At 54.5% G+C, this 14,595-nt stretch carries 12 protein-coding genes and 1 other RNA gene; 9 read left to right on the plus strand and 4 right to left on the minus strand.

Going from position 1 to position 14,595, the window contains the following annotated elements:
- Positions 1 to 142: 142 nt before the first annotated feature.
- The gene (gene argP / locus HV350_RS04470; RefSeq protein WP_003825477.1) at positions 143 to 1,036 is read right to left on the minus strand and encodes a DNA-binding transcriptional regulator ArgP; all 894 of its coding nucleotides are present in this window, start codon (positions 1,034 to 1,036) and stop codon (positions 143 to 145) included.
- 170 nt (positions 1,037 to 1,206) lie between these two features.
- Here argP and rpiA point away from each other — a divergent pair, with 170 nt between their 5' ends.
- Both rpiA and serA read left to right on the plus strand, forming a co-directional pair.
- Positions 1,207 to 1,866, plus strand: a complete 660-nt coding sequence (rpiA, locus tag HV350_RS04475; protein ID WP_016154364.1) for a ribose-5-phosphate isomerase RpiA — start codon at positions 1,207 to 1,209, stop codon at positions 1,864 to 1,866.
- 270 nt (positions 1,867 to 2,136) lie between these two features.
- Positions 2,137 to 3,369 carry a phosphoglycerate dehydrogenase gene (serA, locus tag HV350_RS04480; RefSeq protein ID WP_016154363.1) on the plus strand — a complete coding sequence of 411 codons (1,233 nt, stop codon included), beginning with the start codon at positions 2,137 to 2,139 and terminating at the stop codon, positions 3,367 to 3,369.
- A 381-nt stretch (positions 3,370 to 3,750) separates the two neighbouring features.
- Here the strand turns inward: serA and HV350_RS04485 are convergent, their stop codons facing one another.
- From HV350_RS04485 to zapA, 3 genes are all read right to left on the minus strand, one after another.
- Positions 3,751 to 4,347 carry a 5-formyltetrahydrofolate cyclo-ligase gene (locus tag HV350_RS04485; RefSeq protein WP_181629878.1) on the minus strand — a complete coding sequence of 199 codons (597 nt, stop codon included), beginning with the start codon at positions 4,345 to 4,347 and terminating at the stop codon, positions 3,751 to 3,753.
- 19 nt (positions 4,348 to 4,366) lie between these two features.
- Positions 4,367 to 4,550: non-coding RNA, 6S RNA (gene ssrS / locus HV350_RS04490), on the minus strand.
- A 41-nt stretch (positions 4,551 to 4,591) separates the two neighbouring features.
- Positions 4,592 to 4,921: a cell division protein ZapA gene (gene zapA, locus HV350_RS04495; protein WP_003026980.1), complete on the minus strand. Its 330-nt coding sequence runs from the start codon at positions 4,919 to 4,921 to the stop codon at positions 4,592 to 4,594.
- Positions 4,922 to 5,088: 167 nt separating this feature from the next.
- Here zapA and HV350_RS04500 point away from each other — a divergent pair, with 167 nt between their 5' ends.
- The 7 genes from HV350_RS04500 to gcvP all read left to right on the plus strand — a co-directional run bounded on the left by HV350_RS04500 (position 5,089) and on the right by gcvP (position 14,546).
- Entirely contained in the window at positions 5,089 to 5,667 is a 579-nt protein-coding gene (locus tag HV350_RS04500) for a YecA family protein (RefSeq protein WP_016157420.1), read from the plus strand.
- A 24-nt stretch (positions 5,668 to 5,691) separates the two neighbouring features.
- On the plus strand, positions 5,692 to 7,017 hold the full coding sequence (gene pepP, locus HV350_RS04505; protein WP_181629880.1) for a Xaa-Pro aminopeptidase: 1,326 nt from the start codon (positions 5,692 to 5,694) through the stop codon (positions 7,015 to 7,017).
- Complete coding sequence (gene ubiH, locus HV350_RS04510) at positions 7,014 to 8,192, plus strand: 2-octaprenyl-6-methoxyphenyl hydroxylase (RefSeq protein ID WP_016154358.1); 1,179 nt, start codon at positions 7,014 to 7,016, stop codon at positions 8,190 to 8,192. The genes pepP and ubiH overlap by 4 nt, the downstream gene beginning before the upstream one ends.
- 139 nt (positions 8,193 to 8,331) lie before the next feature.
- Positions 8,332 to 9,534 (plus strand): FAD-dependent 2-octaprenylphenol hydroxylase, encoded by a 1,203-nt coding sequence (gene ubiI, locus HV350_RS04515; protein ID WP_181629881.1) that lies wholly within the window; start codon positions 8,332 to 8,334, stop codon positions 9,532 to 9,534.
- Between the two features lie 452 nt (positions 9,535 to 9,986).
- The gene (gcvT, locus tag HV350_RS04520; RefSeq protein ID WP_016154356.1) at positions 9,987 to 11,081 is read left to right on the plus strand and encodes a glycine cleavage system aminomethyltransferase GcvT; all 1,095 of its coding nucleotides are present in this window, start codon (positions 9,987 to 9,989) and stop codon (positions 11,079 to 11,081) included.
- Between the two features lie 25 nt (positions 11,082 to 11,106).
- On the plus strand, positions 11,107 to 11,496 hold the full coding sequence (gene gcvH / locus HV350_RS04525) for a glycine cleavage system protein GcvH (RefSeq protein WP_003026965.1): 390 nt from the start codon (positions 11,107 to 11,109) through the stop codon (positions 11,494 to 11,496).
- Between the two features lie 176 nt (positions 11,497 to 11,672).
- Positions 11,673 to 14,546 (plus strand): aminomethyl-transferring glycine dehydrogenase, encoded by a 2,874-nt coding sequence (gcvP, locus tag HV350_RS04530; protein WP_181629883.1) that lies wholly within the window; start codon positions 11,673 to 11,675, stop codon positions 14,544 to 14,546.
- Positions 14,547 to 14,595: the final 49 nt, after the last annotated feature.

Consider the following 14,595-nt stretch of genomic DNA (forward strand, 5'->3'; position numbering starts at 1 on the left):
CAACAGGACGTCTTTTTTTGCCGCGTGGCGTGTTTTATTTTGTGATGTATTTCAAAGACGTGGCGGGAATAGCATGAAAAGAGGGGAAAGGCTTGCAGGCCGGATAAGGCGTTACGCCGCTATCCGGCCTCTGTTCGAGGAATTAATCCTGACGCAGTACGTTGTGGCCATAGGCCAGCAGCGCGTCGGTGACGTTGCGCATCATGCGGCTTTCTGGTGCAAAGCGGTGCCAGTACAGCATCCGACGCTGGAACAGGCCTGGCGTTAAGTCGATAAGCTCACCGCTTTCCAGCTCTTTCTCAATCTGTAAGTGTGGGATCATGCAGCAGGTTGTTCCCTGACGGGCTAGCTGGACGAAGGCTTCAGACGAGTTAACGATATGGCACGGTACGCTGCCCGGCGGCAGGTCGAAGTTTTGTTGCAAGAACGCCTGGTGCATATCATCAAGATGGTCAAACGCGACCGCCGGGGCTTTCAGCAGGGCGGAACGGGTGACGCCGTTTGGGAAATAACGCTCGGCGAAAGGTTTAGAGCCAACAAACAGGTAGTCCAGCGCGCCCAGTTTATCCACCAGACAGCTTGGCAGCGCCTGATGTTGAATACTCACCGCACCGACTACTTCACCACGACGCAGACGTTCCTGGGTTCGGGTTTCATCTTCAACCTGCAGGTTCAGTCGAATCGGTGAATTAGCCAGTACCGGGGCCAGCGCCGGAAGTAACCAGGTCGCCAGACTGTCGGCGTTCACCGCCAGCGAAAGCAGAAGCGGCGTCGAGCCGGTTTGTTCATCGCCCAGCCACTCGTCTTCCAGCAGTTCAACCTGGCGCAGAAGCGCCAGTAGTTTCTGTCCCTGTTCCGTTGGGCGCGGCGGTACGGTGCGCACCAGCAGCGGTTGTCCGAACATATTCTCAAGCTGTTTTATGCGCTGTGAAACCGCGGATTGCGTGATGCACAGCTTTTGCGCCGCGCGCTCAAATCCTCGTTCACGAATAACCGCATCCAGTGCTTGTAGTGTTCTGTAGTCCGGACGTTTCATTGCTTTGACGCACTCCTGAAATTTTTGCTTGTTCTGCACTATGACACAATTTTTGATTGGGTAAAGACGAAATCCGCCGCTTGCGAGCGGGTGTGGGGACATTTTTCTGCACAATGTTCTATAATGCGCGTGAATTTTCCCACCATATTCACACCACAGGCGAAACGATCATGACGCAGGATGAACTGAAAAAAGCAGTAGGATGGGCGGCACTTCAGTATGTACAGCCCGGCACCATTGTGGGCGTAGGTACAGGTTCAACAGCCGCACACTTTATTGATGCGCTGGGCACAATGAAAGGTCAGATTGAAGGTGCAGTATCCAGTTCGGACGCATCGACTGAAAAACTCAAAAGCCTTGGCATCCACGTGTTCGATCTTAACGAAGTGGATAGCCTCGGCGTATACGTTGACGGCGCGGATGAAATCAACGGTCACATGCAGATGATCAAGGGCGGCGGCGCAGCGTTGACCCGTGAAAAAATCATTGCTTCCGTGGCGAAGAAATTTATCTGCATCGCGGATGCGTCTAAAGAAGTCGATATTCTCGGTAACTTCCCGCTGCCGGTCGAAGTGATCCCAATGGCGCGCAGCGCTGTGGCTCGCCAGTTGGTGAAGCTGGGCGGTCGTCCTGAATACCGTCAGGGCGTCGTGACGGACAACGGCAACGTCATCCTCGATGTGCACGGTCTGGAGATCCTCGACGCCATCGCGCTGGAAAATGCCATCAATGCGATTCCAGGTGTGGTAACCGTCGGCCTGTTTGCCAACCGTGGCGCGGATGTCGCGCTGATCGGTACGCCTGACGGCGTGAAAACTATCGTAAAATGATCTGACGGGAGCGTCTTCTCCCGTTAAAAAAATTTTGGCAGGGCAAATTTGGTGACTTGTGTCACGTTTATAATATTGTCCTGCCGATCTCTCCAAAGAAAAAGTTATCGCCAGTATTTTCCTCTGACATTTCCCGTTGAATGACATTTCTTCAGCACGGCGACGCAAACGTTCATATTGCCGCAATATTATTTTTTGATATGTTGAAGAGACGGATGAAAATCCCACACACAACACATCAGTTTGAACAAAAAAGACAGGGTCGGGGAAATGGCAAAGGTATCACTGGAGAAAGATAAGATTAAATTTCTGCTGGTTGAAGGCGTGCACCAAAAAGCACTCGAAAGCCTTCGTGCAGCAGGTTATACCAACATCGAGTTTCACAAAGGTGCTCTGGACACTGAACAACTGAAAGAGTCCATCCGTGATGCCCACTTCATTGGCCTGCGATCCCGTACCCATCTGACTGAAGATGTGATTGACGCCGCAGAGAAACTGGTCGCGATTGGCTGCTTCTGCATTGGCACCAACCAGGTTGATCTAAGTGCAGCGGCAAAGCGCGGGATCCCTGTGTTTAACGCACCATTCTCTAACACGCGTTCCGTTGCTGAGCTGGTGATTGGCGAACTGCTGCTACTGCTACGTGGCGTACCCGAAGCGAACGCCAAAGCGCACCGCGGCGTGTGGAATAAACTGGCTACCGGCTCTTTTGAAGCGCGTGGGAAAAAACTGGGGATCATCGGCTACGGCCACATTGGTACTCAGTTGGGCATTCTGGCGGAATCGCTCGGGATGCATGTCTTTTTCTATGATATTGAAAATAAACTCCCGCTTGGCAATGCCACGCAGGTACAGCATCTTTCCGACCTGCTCAATATGAGCGACGTGGTGAGTCTGCACGTGCCGGAAAATGCCTCCACCAAAAACCTGATGGGCGCGCGTGAGATTTCGCTGATGAAACCGGGAGCGCTGCTGATTAACGCCGCTCGCGGTACGGTTGTTGATATTCCTGCGTTGTGCGACGCGTTAGCGACTAAACATCTGGCGGGGGCTGCAATCGACGTATTCCCAACCGAACCGGCAACTAACAGCGATCCTTTCACTTCGCCGCTGTGTGATTTCGATAACGTGATCCTGACGCCGCACATTGGTGGTTCAACGCTGGAAGCGCAGGAAAACATCGGTCTGGAAGTAGCTGGGAAACTGACCAAGTATTCCGACAACGGGTCTACGCTGTCTGCGGTAAACTTCCCGGAAGTTTCGTTGCCGCTGCACGGTGGTCGTCGTTTGATGCACATTCACGAAAACCGTCCGGGCGTACTGACGGCACTGAACCAGATTTTTGCCGAGCAGGGCGTCAACATTGCCGCGCAGTATCTGCAAACTTCAGCGCAGGTAGGTTATGTGGTTATCGATATTGAAGCGGATGAAGATGTGGCGGAGAAAGCGCTGCTGGCGATGAAAGCCCTTCCGGGAACCATTCGTGCTCGTCTGCTGTACTGATTTCCTCTACATGGGCAGGCGGTTGACCTGCCCATCTTTCCTCTGATTTCCCTGCCTCAAAATCTCTTTCTGTAACGCATACATTCTGTTTTCGTGCTTTGCCGCAGTTGGCAACTAAAGGCAGCATTGCGTGTTGTACAGCAATAAAAGGAATTTACGATAGGGGCGCAGCATAGGGCTGAAACGGGAAAGCCCCTACCGAAGCAGGGGCTCTAAAAAGGAAAGGGACGATGATGAGATACGTCATCATGCTGCTGATCCTGTTAATCATCGCTTGGCCAGCATATTAACAGAGAGTACGCAGGAGGGAGGTTCGCCTCCCTCACCCTTCACCGAGGAATTTAGGTCAAAAAAACGGCGCTGTCAATCGGCAAAAAACGGCTACCACTCCCAGATTTTGGACGGCGTCACCACCGCTGGCAGCGGGATATCCCACTCTTCAACCGGCAATTTTTCTACCAACTGGCAGTCATGCGCGTAGCCCACGGGTTGGATCTTATGCTGCTGCCAGTTTTGTAGCGTGCGGTCGTAAAATCCACCGCCCATGCCCAGGCGTTGCCCGTCCTCATCAAATGCCACTAACGGCGTAATCAGTACGTCCAGCTTTGACAGCGGCAATACGTCGCGTACATCAAGCCGTGGTTCCTGGATCTTTAAGCGATTGGTCACCAGGTCGCTGCACGGATGATAGTGCAGGAACAGTAAATTACCGGGACTGAAGGGATGAAGAACCGGAAGGTAAACGCGCTTGCCCGCTCGCCACAGCTGATCTATCAGCGGCTGGGTATCGAGTTCGCCATCGAACGAGAGAAATACCGCCACAGTATGCGCGAGTACAACAGGGGGAAAACTGAGCATTCGGGTCGCGGCTTGCTGACCGTATTGTCGTTGCTGTTCAGAGGTCAGCGCGCGACGACGCTGTCGAATCAGTTGACGAATTTCTTGCCGGGATAAAGGGAGTTCAGAAAGTAGTGTCATGGCTGTTGCCAGGTAGAAGGGAATCTCCGAGATGCCGCCGCAGGCTGTAACCCTTGAACCCTTGGTTCAAGGTGAATGCGTCGTCACAGTTTTAAGGCTTCTCGGACGGGCCGAGCATGCTCACCAACCATGGAGCGCCACATTCTTGTGGTATGAAATATCGGCTCAGGGGACTGGCCCGCTTGCAAACATCTCAGAGAAATTTTGTCTTCACGGTCACTCTACCACAGTAAACCGAAAAGTGTTATTCAAAGTTTTGGCCCGTTTTTTCGGTTATGCGACCCTGATCAAGCAACGCCTGTTCGATGGTCTGTTGTAGCATCCGAATACGTTGTTCCATGCTCGCCGCGTACTCACGCGTCTTCGCTTTTTCCTGAGTTAATTCATAGCTGATGTTCAACGCGGCGATGAAAACCAACTGCTCAGTATTTGTGACTCTAGTGCGAACTTTCAGATCTTGCAATCGCTGATTGAGATCGTCCGCAGCCTGATTCAACGCATCCCTTTGTTCAGGCGGGCAATTCACTCGCAGTGAACGGCCAAATATTTGGATATCGACGGGTTGTGCAGACATGCCACCTTCCTGCTGATTGACTGCGCTGCCTTCGTCTCCAGACCTTGGGTCCGCGAAGGGGCGACACTATAGCTACCCTGGTATCAAGATACAAGCCCTTTTCTGGTCCACCAGGGCCCAAAGTGGTAGCATACCATGAATATTCCTCCCTTTGATGACGAATGCTTATGTCTATACAGAACGAAATGCCTGGCTACAACGACGTTAGCCAGTTTTTGAACCAACAAGGGGCTGGATTAACCCCGGCCGAAATGCACGGCTTGATCAGCGGGATGATTTGCGGCGGCAACAACGACAGCTCATGGCAGCCGCTGCTGCACGACCTGACGAACGAAGGTTTGGCCTTCGGTCACGAGCTGGCTCAGGCACTGATGAAAATGCACTCTGCCACCAGCGATGCCCTCGAGGACGACGGTTTCCTTTTTCAGCTTTATCTGCCTGAAGGCGACGACGTTAGCGTGTTTGATCGTGCCGATGCGCTGGCGGGGTGGGTAAACCACTTTTTGCTGGGCCTTGGCGTTACGCAGCCAAAGCTCGACAAAGTGACCGGTGAAACCGGTGAAGCGATTGACGACCTGCGCAATATCGCTCAGTTGGGATATGACGAAGACGAAGATCAGGAAGAGCTGGAAATGTCGCTCGAAGAGATTATCGAATACGTGCGCGTAGCCGCCTTGCTGTGTCATGACACGTTTACGCGTCAGCAGCCGACCGCGCCGGAAGTCCGTAAACCGACTCTGCACTAAGAACGAAACGCAAAGGAGAGTGTGATGAGCGAGATATCTCAGCAAGAATTCCAGCGTCGTCGCCAGGCTTTACTGGCACAAATGCAGCCCGGCAGCGCCGCGCTGATTTTTGCCGCGCCTGAAGCGACGCGCAGCGCGGACAGTGAATACCCGTACCGCCAAAGCAGTGATTTCTGGTACTTCACCGGTTTTAACGAACCGGAAGCCGTGCTGGTGCTGATTAAAAGTGATGACACTCATAACCACAGCGTTTTGTTTAATCGGGTTCGCGATCTGACGGCGGAGATCTGGTTTGGCCGCCGTCTGGGCCAGGATGCCGCACCGGCAAAACTCGGCGTTGACCGGGCGCTGGCCTTCAGTGAAATCAACCAACAGCTGCACCTGTTGCTCAATGGCCTGGACGCGGTGTACCACGCGCAGGGCGAATATGCCTGGGCAGATGAGATAGTGTGCACGGCGTTGGATAAACTGCGTAAAGGCTCCAGACAAAATCTGCACGCACCCGCCGCGATCATCGACTGGCGTCCAATGGTGCATGAAATGCGCCTGTTCAAATCAGCAGAAGAAATTGCGGTCATGCGCCGTGCCGGAGAGATCAGTGCGCTGGCGCATATCCGCGCGATGGAAAAATGCCGTCCGGGAATGTTTGAATACCAGTTGGAAGGGGAGATTCACCACGAGTTTACTCGCCATGGCGCGCGTTACCCATCCTATAACACGATTGTCGGCAGCGGCGAAAACGGCTGTATTCTCCATTACACTGAAAATGAAAGTGCAATGCGCGATGGCGATCTGGTGTTGATTGACGCCGGGTGTGAATACAAAGGTTATGCGGGCGACATTACGCGTACCTTCCCGGTAAACGGCAAATTTTCCCCTGCTCAGCGTGAAATCTACGACATCGTACTGGAGTCATTAGAGACCAGCCTGCGCCTGTATCGCCCGGGGACGTCCATCCAGGAAGTCACCGGCGAAGTGGTGCGCATCATGATTACGGGTCTGGTGAAGCTTGGCATTTTGCACGGCGAGATCGACCAACTGATTACCGAAAATGCGCATCGCCCATTCTTTATGCATGGTCTTAGCCATTGGCTGGGACTGGATGTGCACGACGTTGGCGTTTATGGTCAGGACCGCTCACGTATTCTCGAGCCAGGAATGGTGCTCACCGTCGAACCGGGGCTGTATATCGCACCGGACGCCGATGTGCCGCCTGCTTATCGTGGTATCGGCATTCGTATTGAAGATGACATCCTCATCACCGAGGACGGCAATGAGAACCTGACCGCCAGCGTGGTGAAGAAAGCGGATGACATTGAAGCCTTAATGGCTGCGGCGCGACTGCAATGAGCGTGATTATCGTTGGTGGCGGTATGGTCGGTGCGACGCTGGCGCTGGCCATTTCTCAGCTCAGCCACGGGACTCTGCCTGTTCACCTGATAGAAGCGAGCGAACCTGAAACTGACCGCCATCCAGGGTTTGACGCCCGGGCGATCGCGCTGGCGGCAGGGACCTGCCAACAGCTGGCGCGAATTGGCGTATGGCAGGCGATTGCCGATTGCGCAACGGCGATCAAAACGGTTCACGTCAGCGATCGCGGCCATGCCGGATTTGTGACGCTGGATGCGCAGGAATACCGTATTCCGGCGCTGGGCCAGGTGGTAGAACTGCACGATGTCGGGCTGCGTTTGTTTGCGCTGCTGCGTAAAGCGCCGGGCATCACGCTGCACTGCCCCGACCGTGTAGCCAGCGTGTCACGCACGCAGGAACGCGTTGAGGTTACGCTGGAAAATGGTGAGATGATTAATGGTCGCCTGTTGGTGGCCGCCGATGGCACGCGCTCCGCACTGGCTACCGCCTGCGGCGTTGACTGGCAGCAACAACCCTATGAACAACTGGCGGTGATTGCCAACGTCACGACCTCCGTTGCGCATGACGGGCGAGCGTTTGAACGTTTTACGCAATATGGTCCTCTGGCAATGCTACCGATGTCTGATGGTCGCTGCTCGCTGGTATGGTGCCATCCGCTGGAGCGGCGGGATGAGATTATGGCCTGGTCCGACGAACAATTTTGCCGCGAACTGCAAACTGCGTTTGGCTGGCGGTTGGGGCGTATTACCCAGGCCGGTAAACGCAACGCCTATCCGCTTTCATTAACCTCGGCGCAAAAAGCCATTACCCATCGTACTGTGCTGGTGGGGAACGCAGCACAGACGCTGCATCCCATTGCAGGACAAGGTTTCAACCTTGGTCTGCGCGACGTGATGAGCCTGGCTGAGACGTTGACGCAGGCGCAAAACTGCGCGGAAGATATCGGTGATTATGCGGTGCTGGCACGCTATCAGCAGCGCCGCGAACGCGATCGCGAAACGACGATTGGTGTGACCAACAATTTGGTGTATTTGTTTGCCAATCGCTGGGCCCCGCTGGTCGTTGGGCGGAATGTCGGGCTGATGGCGATGGAATTATTCACGCCTGCACGCGATGCGCTGGCGGAGCGGACACTCGGTTGGGTTGCGCGATAGATATATCCTGTAGGCCGAATTAAAAAAGCAGGCCTGATTAGCGCAGCGCCATCAGGCAATGTCGCGGAAGTAATGCCGGATGGCGGCTTTGCCTTATCCGGCCTACGGTTTTTGATTGTCCTATTTTCAGGAGCAAACAGTGCAAAGTGTTGATGTAGCAATTGTTGGTGGCGGCATGGTGGGACTGGCGGTTGCCTGCGGCTTGCAGGGCAGCGGGTTGCGCGTTGCGGTGTTAGAACAACATGTTCCGCAGCCTTTGGCGGCGGATGCACCTCCCCAGCTTCGCGTATCGGCCATTAATGCCGCCAGTGAAAAACTGCTTAGCCGACTGGGCGTCTGGTCCGACATTGTTGCCCGTCGCGCTTGTTGCTACCACGGCATGGAAGTCTGGGACAAAGACAGCTTTGGGCGTATTGCGTTTGATGACCAGAGCATGGGCTACAGCCATTTAGGCCACATCGTTGAAAACTCAGAGATCCATTACGCACTCTGGCAAAAAGCACAGCGTTCAGCGGATATTACGCTGATGGCGCCCGCTGAGTTACAGCAGGTAGCCTGGGGTGAGAATGAGGCATTTCTGTCCCTGAAAGATGGCGCAATGCTGACAGCTCGCCTGGTGGTCGGCGCCGATGGCGCTAACTCCTGGCTGCGCAACAAAGCGGATATTCCGCTCACTTTCTGGGATTACCGTCATCATGCGCTGGTGGCGACTATCCGTACGCAGGAAGCTCACGGCGCGGTTGCGCGGCAGGCGTTTTACGGTGAGGGGATCCTGGCGTTCCTGCCGCTCAGTGACCCGCACCTGTGCTCTATCGTCTGGTCGCTTTCGCCGCAGGAAGCAGAACGCATGCAGCAGGCAAGCGTTGACGAGTTTAATCAGGCGCTGAATATCGCTTTTGATAATCGCCTGGGGCTGTGCAGCCTTGAAAGCGAGCGTCAGGCGTTTCCGCTGACGGGACGCTATGCCCGTCAGTTCGCTGCTCATCGTCTGGCGCTGGTGGGGGATGCGGCGCATACCATCCACCCGCTGGCGGGACAGGGGGTTAACCTTGGATTTATGGATGCGGCGGAGCTGATCGATGAGCTGAAGCGGCTCCAGCGTCAGGGCAAAGATATTGGTCAGTATCTCTATTTGCGCCGCTACGAGCGCAGCCGTAAGCACAGCGCAGCGATGATGCTGGCCGGTATGCAGGGCTTTCGTGAACTGTTTGCAGGCGAGAATCCGGCGAAAAAACTGCTGCGTGATATTGGTCTGAAACTGGCCGATACCCTGCCAGGCGTAAAACCACAGCTCATCCGCCAGGCGATGGGACTGAACGATCTTCCTGAGTGGTTACGCTAGCGTCCGTAAGGACAATCTTAAGAGTTTGAGACCCGTCACACTTTCCACTCCCGGCCTGCGCGCCGGGGTGCTTCTCTCATTTGAAATAATCTAATTCCACGCCTTTTTTCGCATTAGTTTTTTTAATATTACGTTTTTTTCATAACGCCATTTTTGACAATTTTTCCACATTTAATGTTGGTTGGTGCTGTTAATTCCAGCTTGTATTTATTTTTTATTCTGATTATTTGCCGTATGGATGGGGTTTTGTTCTGCCGGTGATTTTGCTGTTTTTAGCCATAAGCTAATGTGATGGTTAATTTTGCCTTATGGTTTAGCGTCTGTTTCGGTGGTAAGTTCAGGACAAAGAGAACGTTTGCGTCGTGGCCCCTGGAGCGGCTGCGGTGCTGGGTTTCGTGGCGAAAATTTCACCGCGAAAGAGTTGGTAGCCCCGCTTATTCAACGAGGAAAAGATGGCTCAACAGACTCCTTTGTACGAACAACACACGCTATGTGGCGCGCGCATGGTAGATTTCCATGGCTGGATGATGCCACTGCATTACGGTTCTCAGCTTGATGAACACCATGCTGTTCGCACCGATGCCGGAATGTTTGATGTGTCACATATGACCATCGTCGACCTGCGCGGTAGCCGCACCCGGGAGTTCTTGCGTTATCTGCTGGCAAACGACGTCGCGAAGCTAACGAAGACGGGTAAAGCCCTCTACTCCGGTATGCTCAACGCTTCGGGCGGCGTGATAGATGACCTGATTGTCTACTACTTCACTGAAGATTTCTTCCGCCTCGTTGTAAACTCCGCCACCCGCGAAAAAGACCTCTCCTGGATTACCCAACACGCTGAACCTTACGCCATCGACATCACCGTTCGAGACGATCTGTCGCTGATTGCGGTGCAGGGTCCAAACGCGCAGGAAAAAGCAGCCACATTGTTTACTGACGAGCAGCGTCAGGCGGTAGAAGGCATGAAGCCGTTCTTCGGCGTTCAGGCGGGTGATTTGTTTATCGCAACCACCGGTTATACCGGCGAAGCAGGCTATGAAATTGCCATGCCGAGTGAAAAGGCGGCAGACTTCTGGCGTGCGCTGGTACAAGCAGGTGTCAAACCTTGCGGTCTTGGCGCGCGCGACACGCTGCGTCTGGAGGCCGGCATGAACCTGTACGGTCAGGAGATGGACGAAGCCATTTCTCCGCTGGCGGCCAACATGGGCTGGACCATCGCGTGGGAACCGACTGACCGCGACTTTATCGGTCGGGAAGCGCTGGAAATGCAGCGTGAAAAAGGCCACGAACAGTTGGTTGGACTGGTGATGACCGAGAAAGGCGTACTGCGTAATGAACTGCCGGTGCGTTTCACCGATGCTTCCGGCAATCAGCAGGAAGGCATTATCACCAGCGGGACATTCTCCCCAACCCTGGGTTACAGCATCGCGCTGGCGCGTGTCCCTGCGGGTATTGGTGAGAATGCGATCGTACAGATCCGTAACCGCGAAATGCCGGTAAAAGTGACTAAACCTGTTTTTGTGCGTAACGGCAAAGCCGTCGCGTAATTCATCCTTTTTTGGAGATTGATTGATGAGCAACGTACCTGCAGAACTGAAATACAGCAAAGAACACGAATGGCTGCGCAAAGAAGCTGACGGCTCTTACACCGTTGGGATCACCGAACATGCTCAGGAGCTGTTAGGTGACATGGTTTTCGTTGACCTGCCCGAAGTTGGCGCAACCGTCAGCGCGGGCGATGACTGCGCCGTTGCGGAATCCGTAAAAGCGGCATCCGATATTTATGCGCCAGTAGGCGGTGAGATTGTTGCGGTTAACGACGCGCTCAGCGACTCCCCGGAACTGGTCAACAGCGAGCCGTATGCAGGGGGCTGGATCTTCAAAATCAAAGCCAGCGATGAAAGCGAAATTGAATCGCTGCTGGATGCGACTGCATATGAAGCTTTGTTAGAAGACGAATAAATACGCTTCATTCTTCACGTTGCAGGTGTGTTGGCTTTCTTGCACACCTCAGTTACTTACTGATGTAAGCTCCTGGGGATGTGCTGCGTCGCCGCCTTCCTGCAACGCGAATTTTTTGCGTATTCAGGTAAGTAGAGACACCTACGATTCACTGCACGTTTCAGGAACCATCGCCCATGACACAGACGTTAAGCCAGCTTGAAAATAGCGGCGCTTTCATTGAACGCCACATCGGACCGGACGCCGCGCAGCAGCAAGAGATGCTGAATGCGGTTGGCGCCGAGTCGTTAAACGCGCTGATCGGCCAGATTGTGCCGAAAGACATTCAGCTCGCAACCCCGCCACAGGTGGGCGAGGCGGCGACCGAATACGCTGCGCTGGCTGAATTAAAAGCCATCGCCGGGCGTAACAAGCGCTTCACGTCCTACATTGGCATGGGCTACACCGCCGTGCAGCTGCCACCGGTTATCCTGCGTAACATGCTGGAAAACCCGGGTTGGTACACCGCCTACACCCCGTATCAACCGGAAGTCTCCCAGGGCCGTCTGGAAGCACTGCTGAACTTCCAGCAGGTGACGCTGGACCTGACCGGCCTGGACATGGCTTCCGCTTCTCTGCTGGATGAAGCTACTGCTGCAGCTGAAGCCATGGCGATGGCCAAACGCGTCAGCAAACTGAAAAACGCCAACCGTTTCTTTGTGGCGGCTGATGTTCATCCGCAAACGCTGGACGTAGTGCGTACTCGTGCGCAAACTTTTGGTTTTGACGTCATTGTTGATGACGCGGCAAAAGCATTGGATCATCAGGATGTGTTCGGCGTGTTGTTGCAGCAGGTTGGCACCACCGGTGAAGTGCACGACTACAGCGCCCTGATGGCTGAGCTGAAATCCCGTAAAATAGTGGTCAGCGTCGCTGCCGACTTTATGGCGCTGGTACTGCTGACTGCACCGGGCAAACAGGGCGCGGATATCGTTTTCGGCTCTGCGCAACGCTTCGGCGTACCGATGGGCTACGGCGGCCCGCACGCGGCATTCTTTGCCGCTAAAGACGAATTCAAACGCTCCATGCCAGGCCGTATTATCGGCGTCTCCAAAGATGCAGCGGGTAATACCGCCCTGCGCATGGCGATGCAGACTCGCGAACAGCATATCCGCCGCGAGAAAGCGAACTCCAACATTTGTACCTCGCAGGTTCTGCTGGCCAACATCGCCAGCCTGTATGCCGTTTATCATGGCCCGGTTGGCCTGAAACGCATCGCTAATCGCATCCATCGTCTGACCGATATTCTGGCAACCGGTCTGCAACAAAAAGGATTGAAGCTGCGTCATGCACACTACTTTGACACTTTGTGTGTTGAAGTGGCCGATAAGGCTGCGGTACTGGCGCGTGCTGAAGCGGCAGAAATCAACCTGCGTAGCGATATCCATAACGCGGTAGGTATTACGCTTGATGAAACCACCACCCGTGAAAACGTGGTGCAGTTGTTCAATGTTCTGCTGGGAGACAGCCACGGTCTGAACATCGAAACGCTGGACAAAGACGTGGCGCTCGACAGCCGTTCCATTCAGGACAGCATGCTGCGTGATGATGCGATCCTCAGCCATCCGGTGTTTAATCGCTATCACAGCGAAACCGAGATGATGCGTTACATGCACTCGCTGGAGCGCAAAGATCTGGCCCTGAACCAGGCAATGATCCCGCTGGGATCTTGCACCATGAAGCTGAACGCTGCCGCCGAGATGATCCCTATCACTTGGCCGGAATTCGCTGAACTGCATCCGTTCTGCCCGCCAGAGCAGGCAGAAGGTTATCACCAGATGATCGGCCAGCTTTCCGAATGGCTGGTAAAACTGACCGGTTATGACGCAGTCTGCATGCAGCCGAACTCCGGCGCGCAGGGCGAGTATGCGGGTCTGCTGGCGATTCGCCATTATCACGAAAGCCGTAACGAAGGCCATCGCGATATCTGTCTGATCCCGGCCTCTGCCCACGGTACCAACCCGGCCTCCGCACAGATGGCGGGTATGCAGGTAGTGGTTGTCGCCTGTGATAAGAACGGCAACATCGATCTTGGCGATCTGCGTGAAAAAGCGGCGCAGGCGGGTGAAAACCTCTCCTGCATCATGGTGACCTATCCCTCTACTCATGGCGTGTATGAAGAAACGATCCGTGAAGTGTGCGACGTTGTGCACCAGTTTGGCGGCCAGGTTTATCTTGATGGCGCGAACATGAATGCTCAGGTTGGGATCACCACACCGGGCTTTATCGGTGCCGATGTCTCTCACCTTAACCTGCATAAAACATTCTGCATTCCGCACGGCGGCGGTGGCCCTGGTATGGGACCAATCGGTGTTAAATCGCATCTGGCGCCGTTCGTGCCGGGTCATAGCGTAGTACAGATTGAAGGGATGCTCACCCGTCAGGGCGCGGTTTCTGCGGCACCGTTCGGTAGCGCATCCATTCTGCCGATCAGCTGGATGTACATCCGTATGATGGGCGCAGAAGGTCTGAAGCAGGCAAGCCAGGTGGCGATCCTGAACGCTAACTACATTGCCAGCCGTCTGAAAGATGCCTATCCGGTGCTGTATACCGGTCGCGATGGTCGCGTGGCACATGAATGTATTCTCGACATTCGCCCACTGAAAGAAGAGACCGGCATCAGCGAACTGGATATTGCCAAGCGCCTGATCGATTACGGTTTCCATGCGCCGACCATGTCGTTCCCGGTAGCGGGTACGCTGATGGTGGAACCGACTGAATCGGAAAGCAAAGTGGAACTGGATCGCTTTATCAATGCGATGCTGGCAATCCGCGCAGAGATCGATCGCGTGAAAGCCGGTGAATGGTCGCTTACAGATAACCCGCTGGTTAACTCCCCGCACACGCAAAATGAGCTGGTCGCGGAGTGGAATCACGGTTACAGCCGCGAAATCGCCGTCTTCCCGGCGGGCGTAGCGAACAAATACTGGCCGACCGTGAAACGCCTTGATGACGTTTACGGTGACCGTAACCTGTTCTGCTCCTGCGTGCCGCTGAGCGATTATCAGTAATCGACTGATTCAGCTATCTTTTAAAGGCGCTTCGGCGCCTTTATTTTTG

The sequence above is a fragment of the Citrobacter sp. RHBSTW-01013 genome (assembly GCF_013781985.1).
In the GTDB taxonomy this organism is placed as follows: Bacteria; Pseudomonadota; Gammaproteobacteria; order Enterobacterales; family Enterobacteriaceae; genus Citrobacter; species Citrobacter braakii.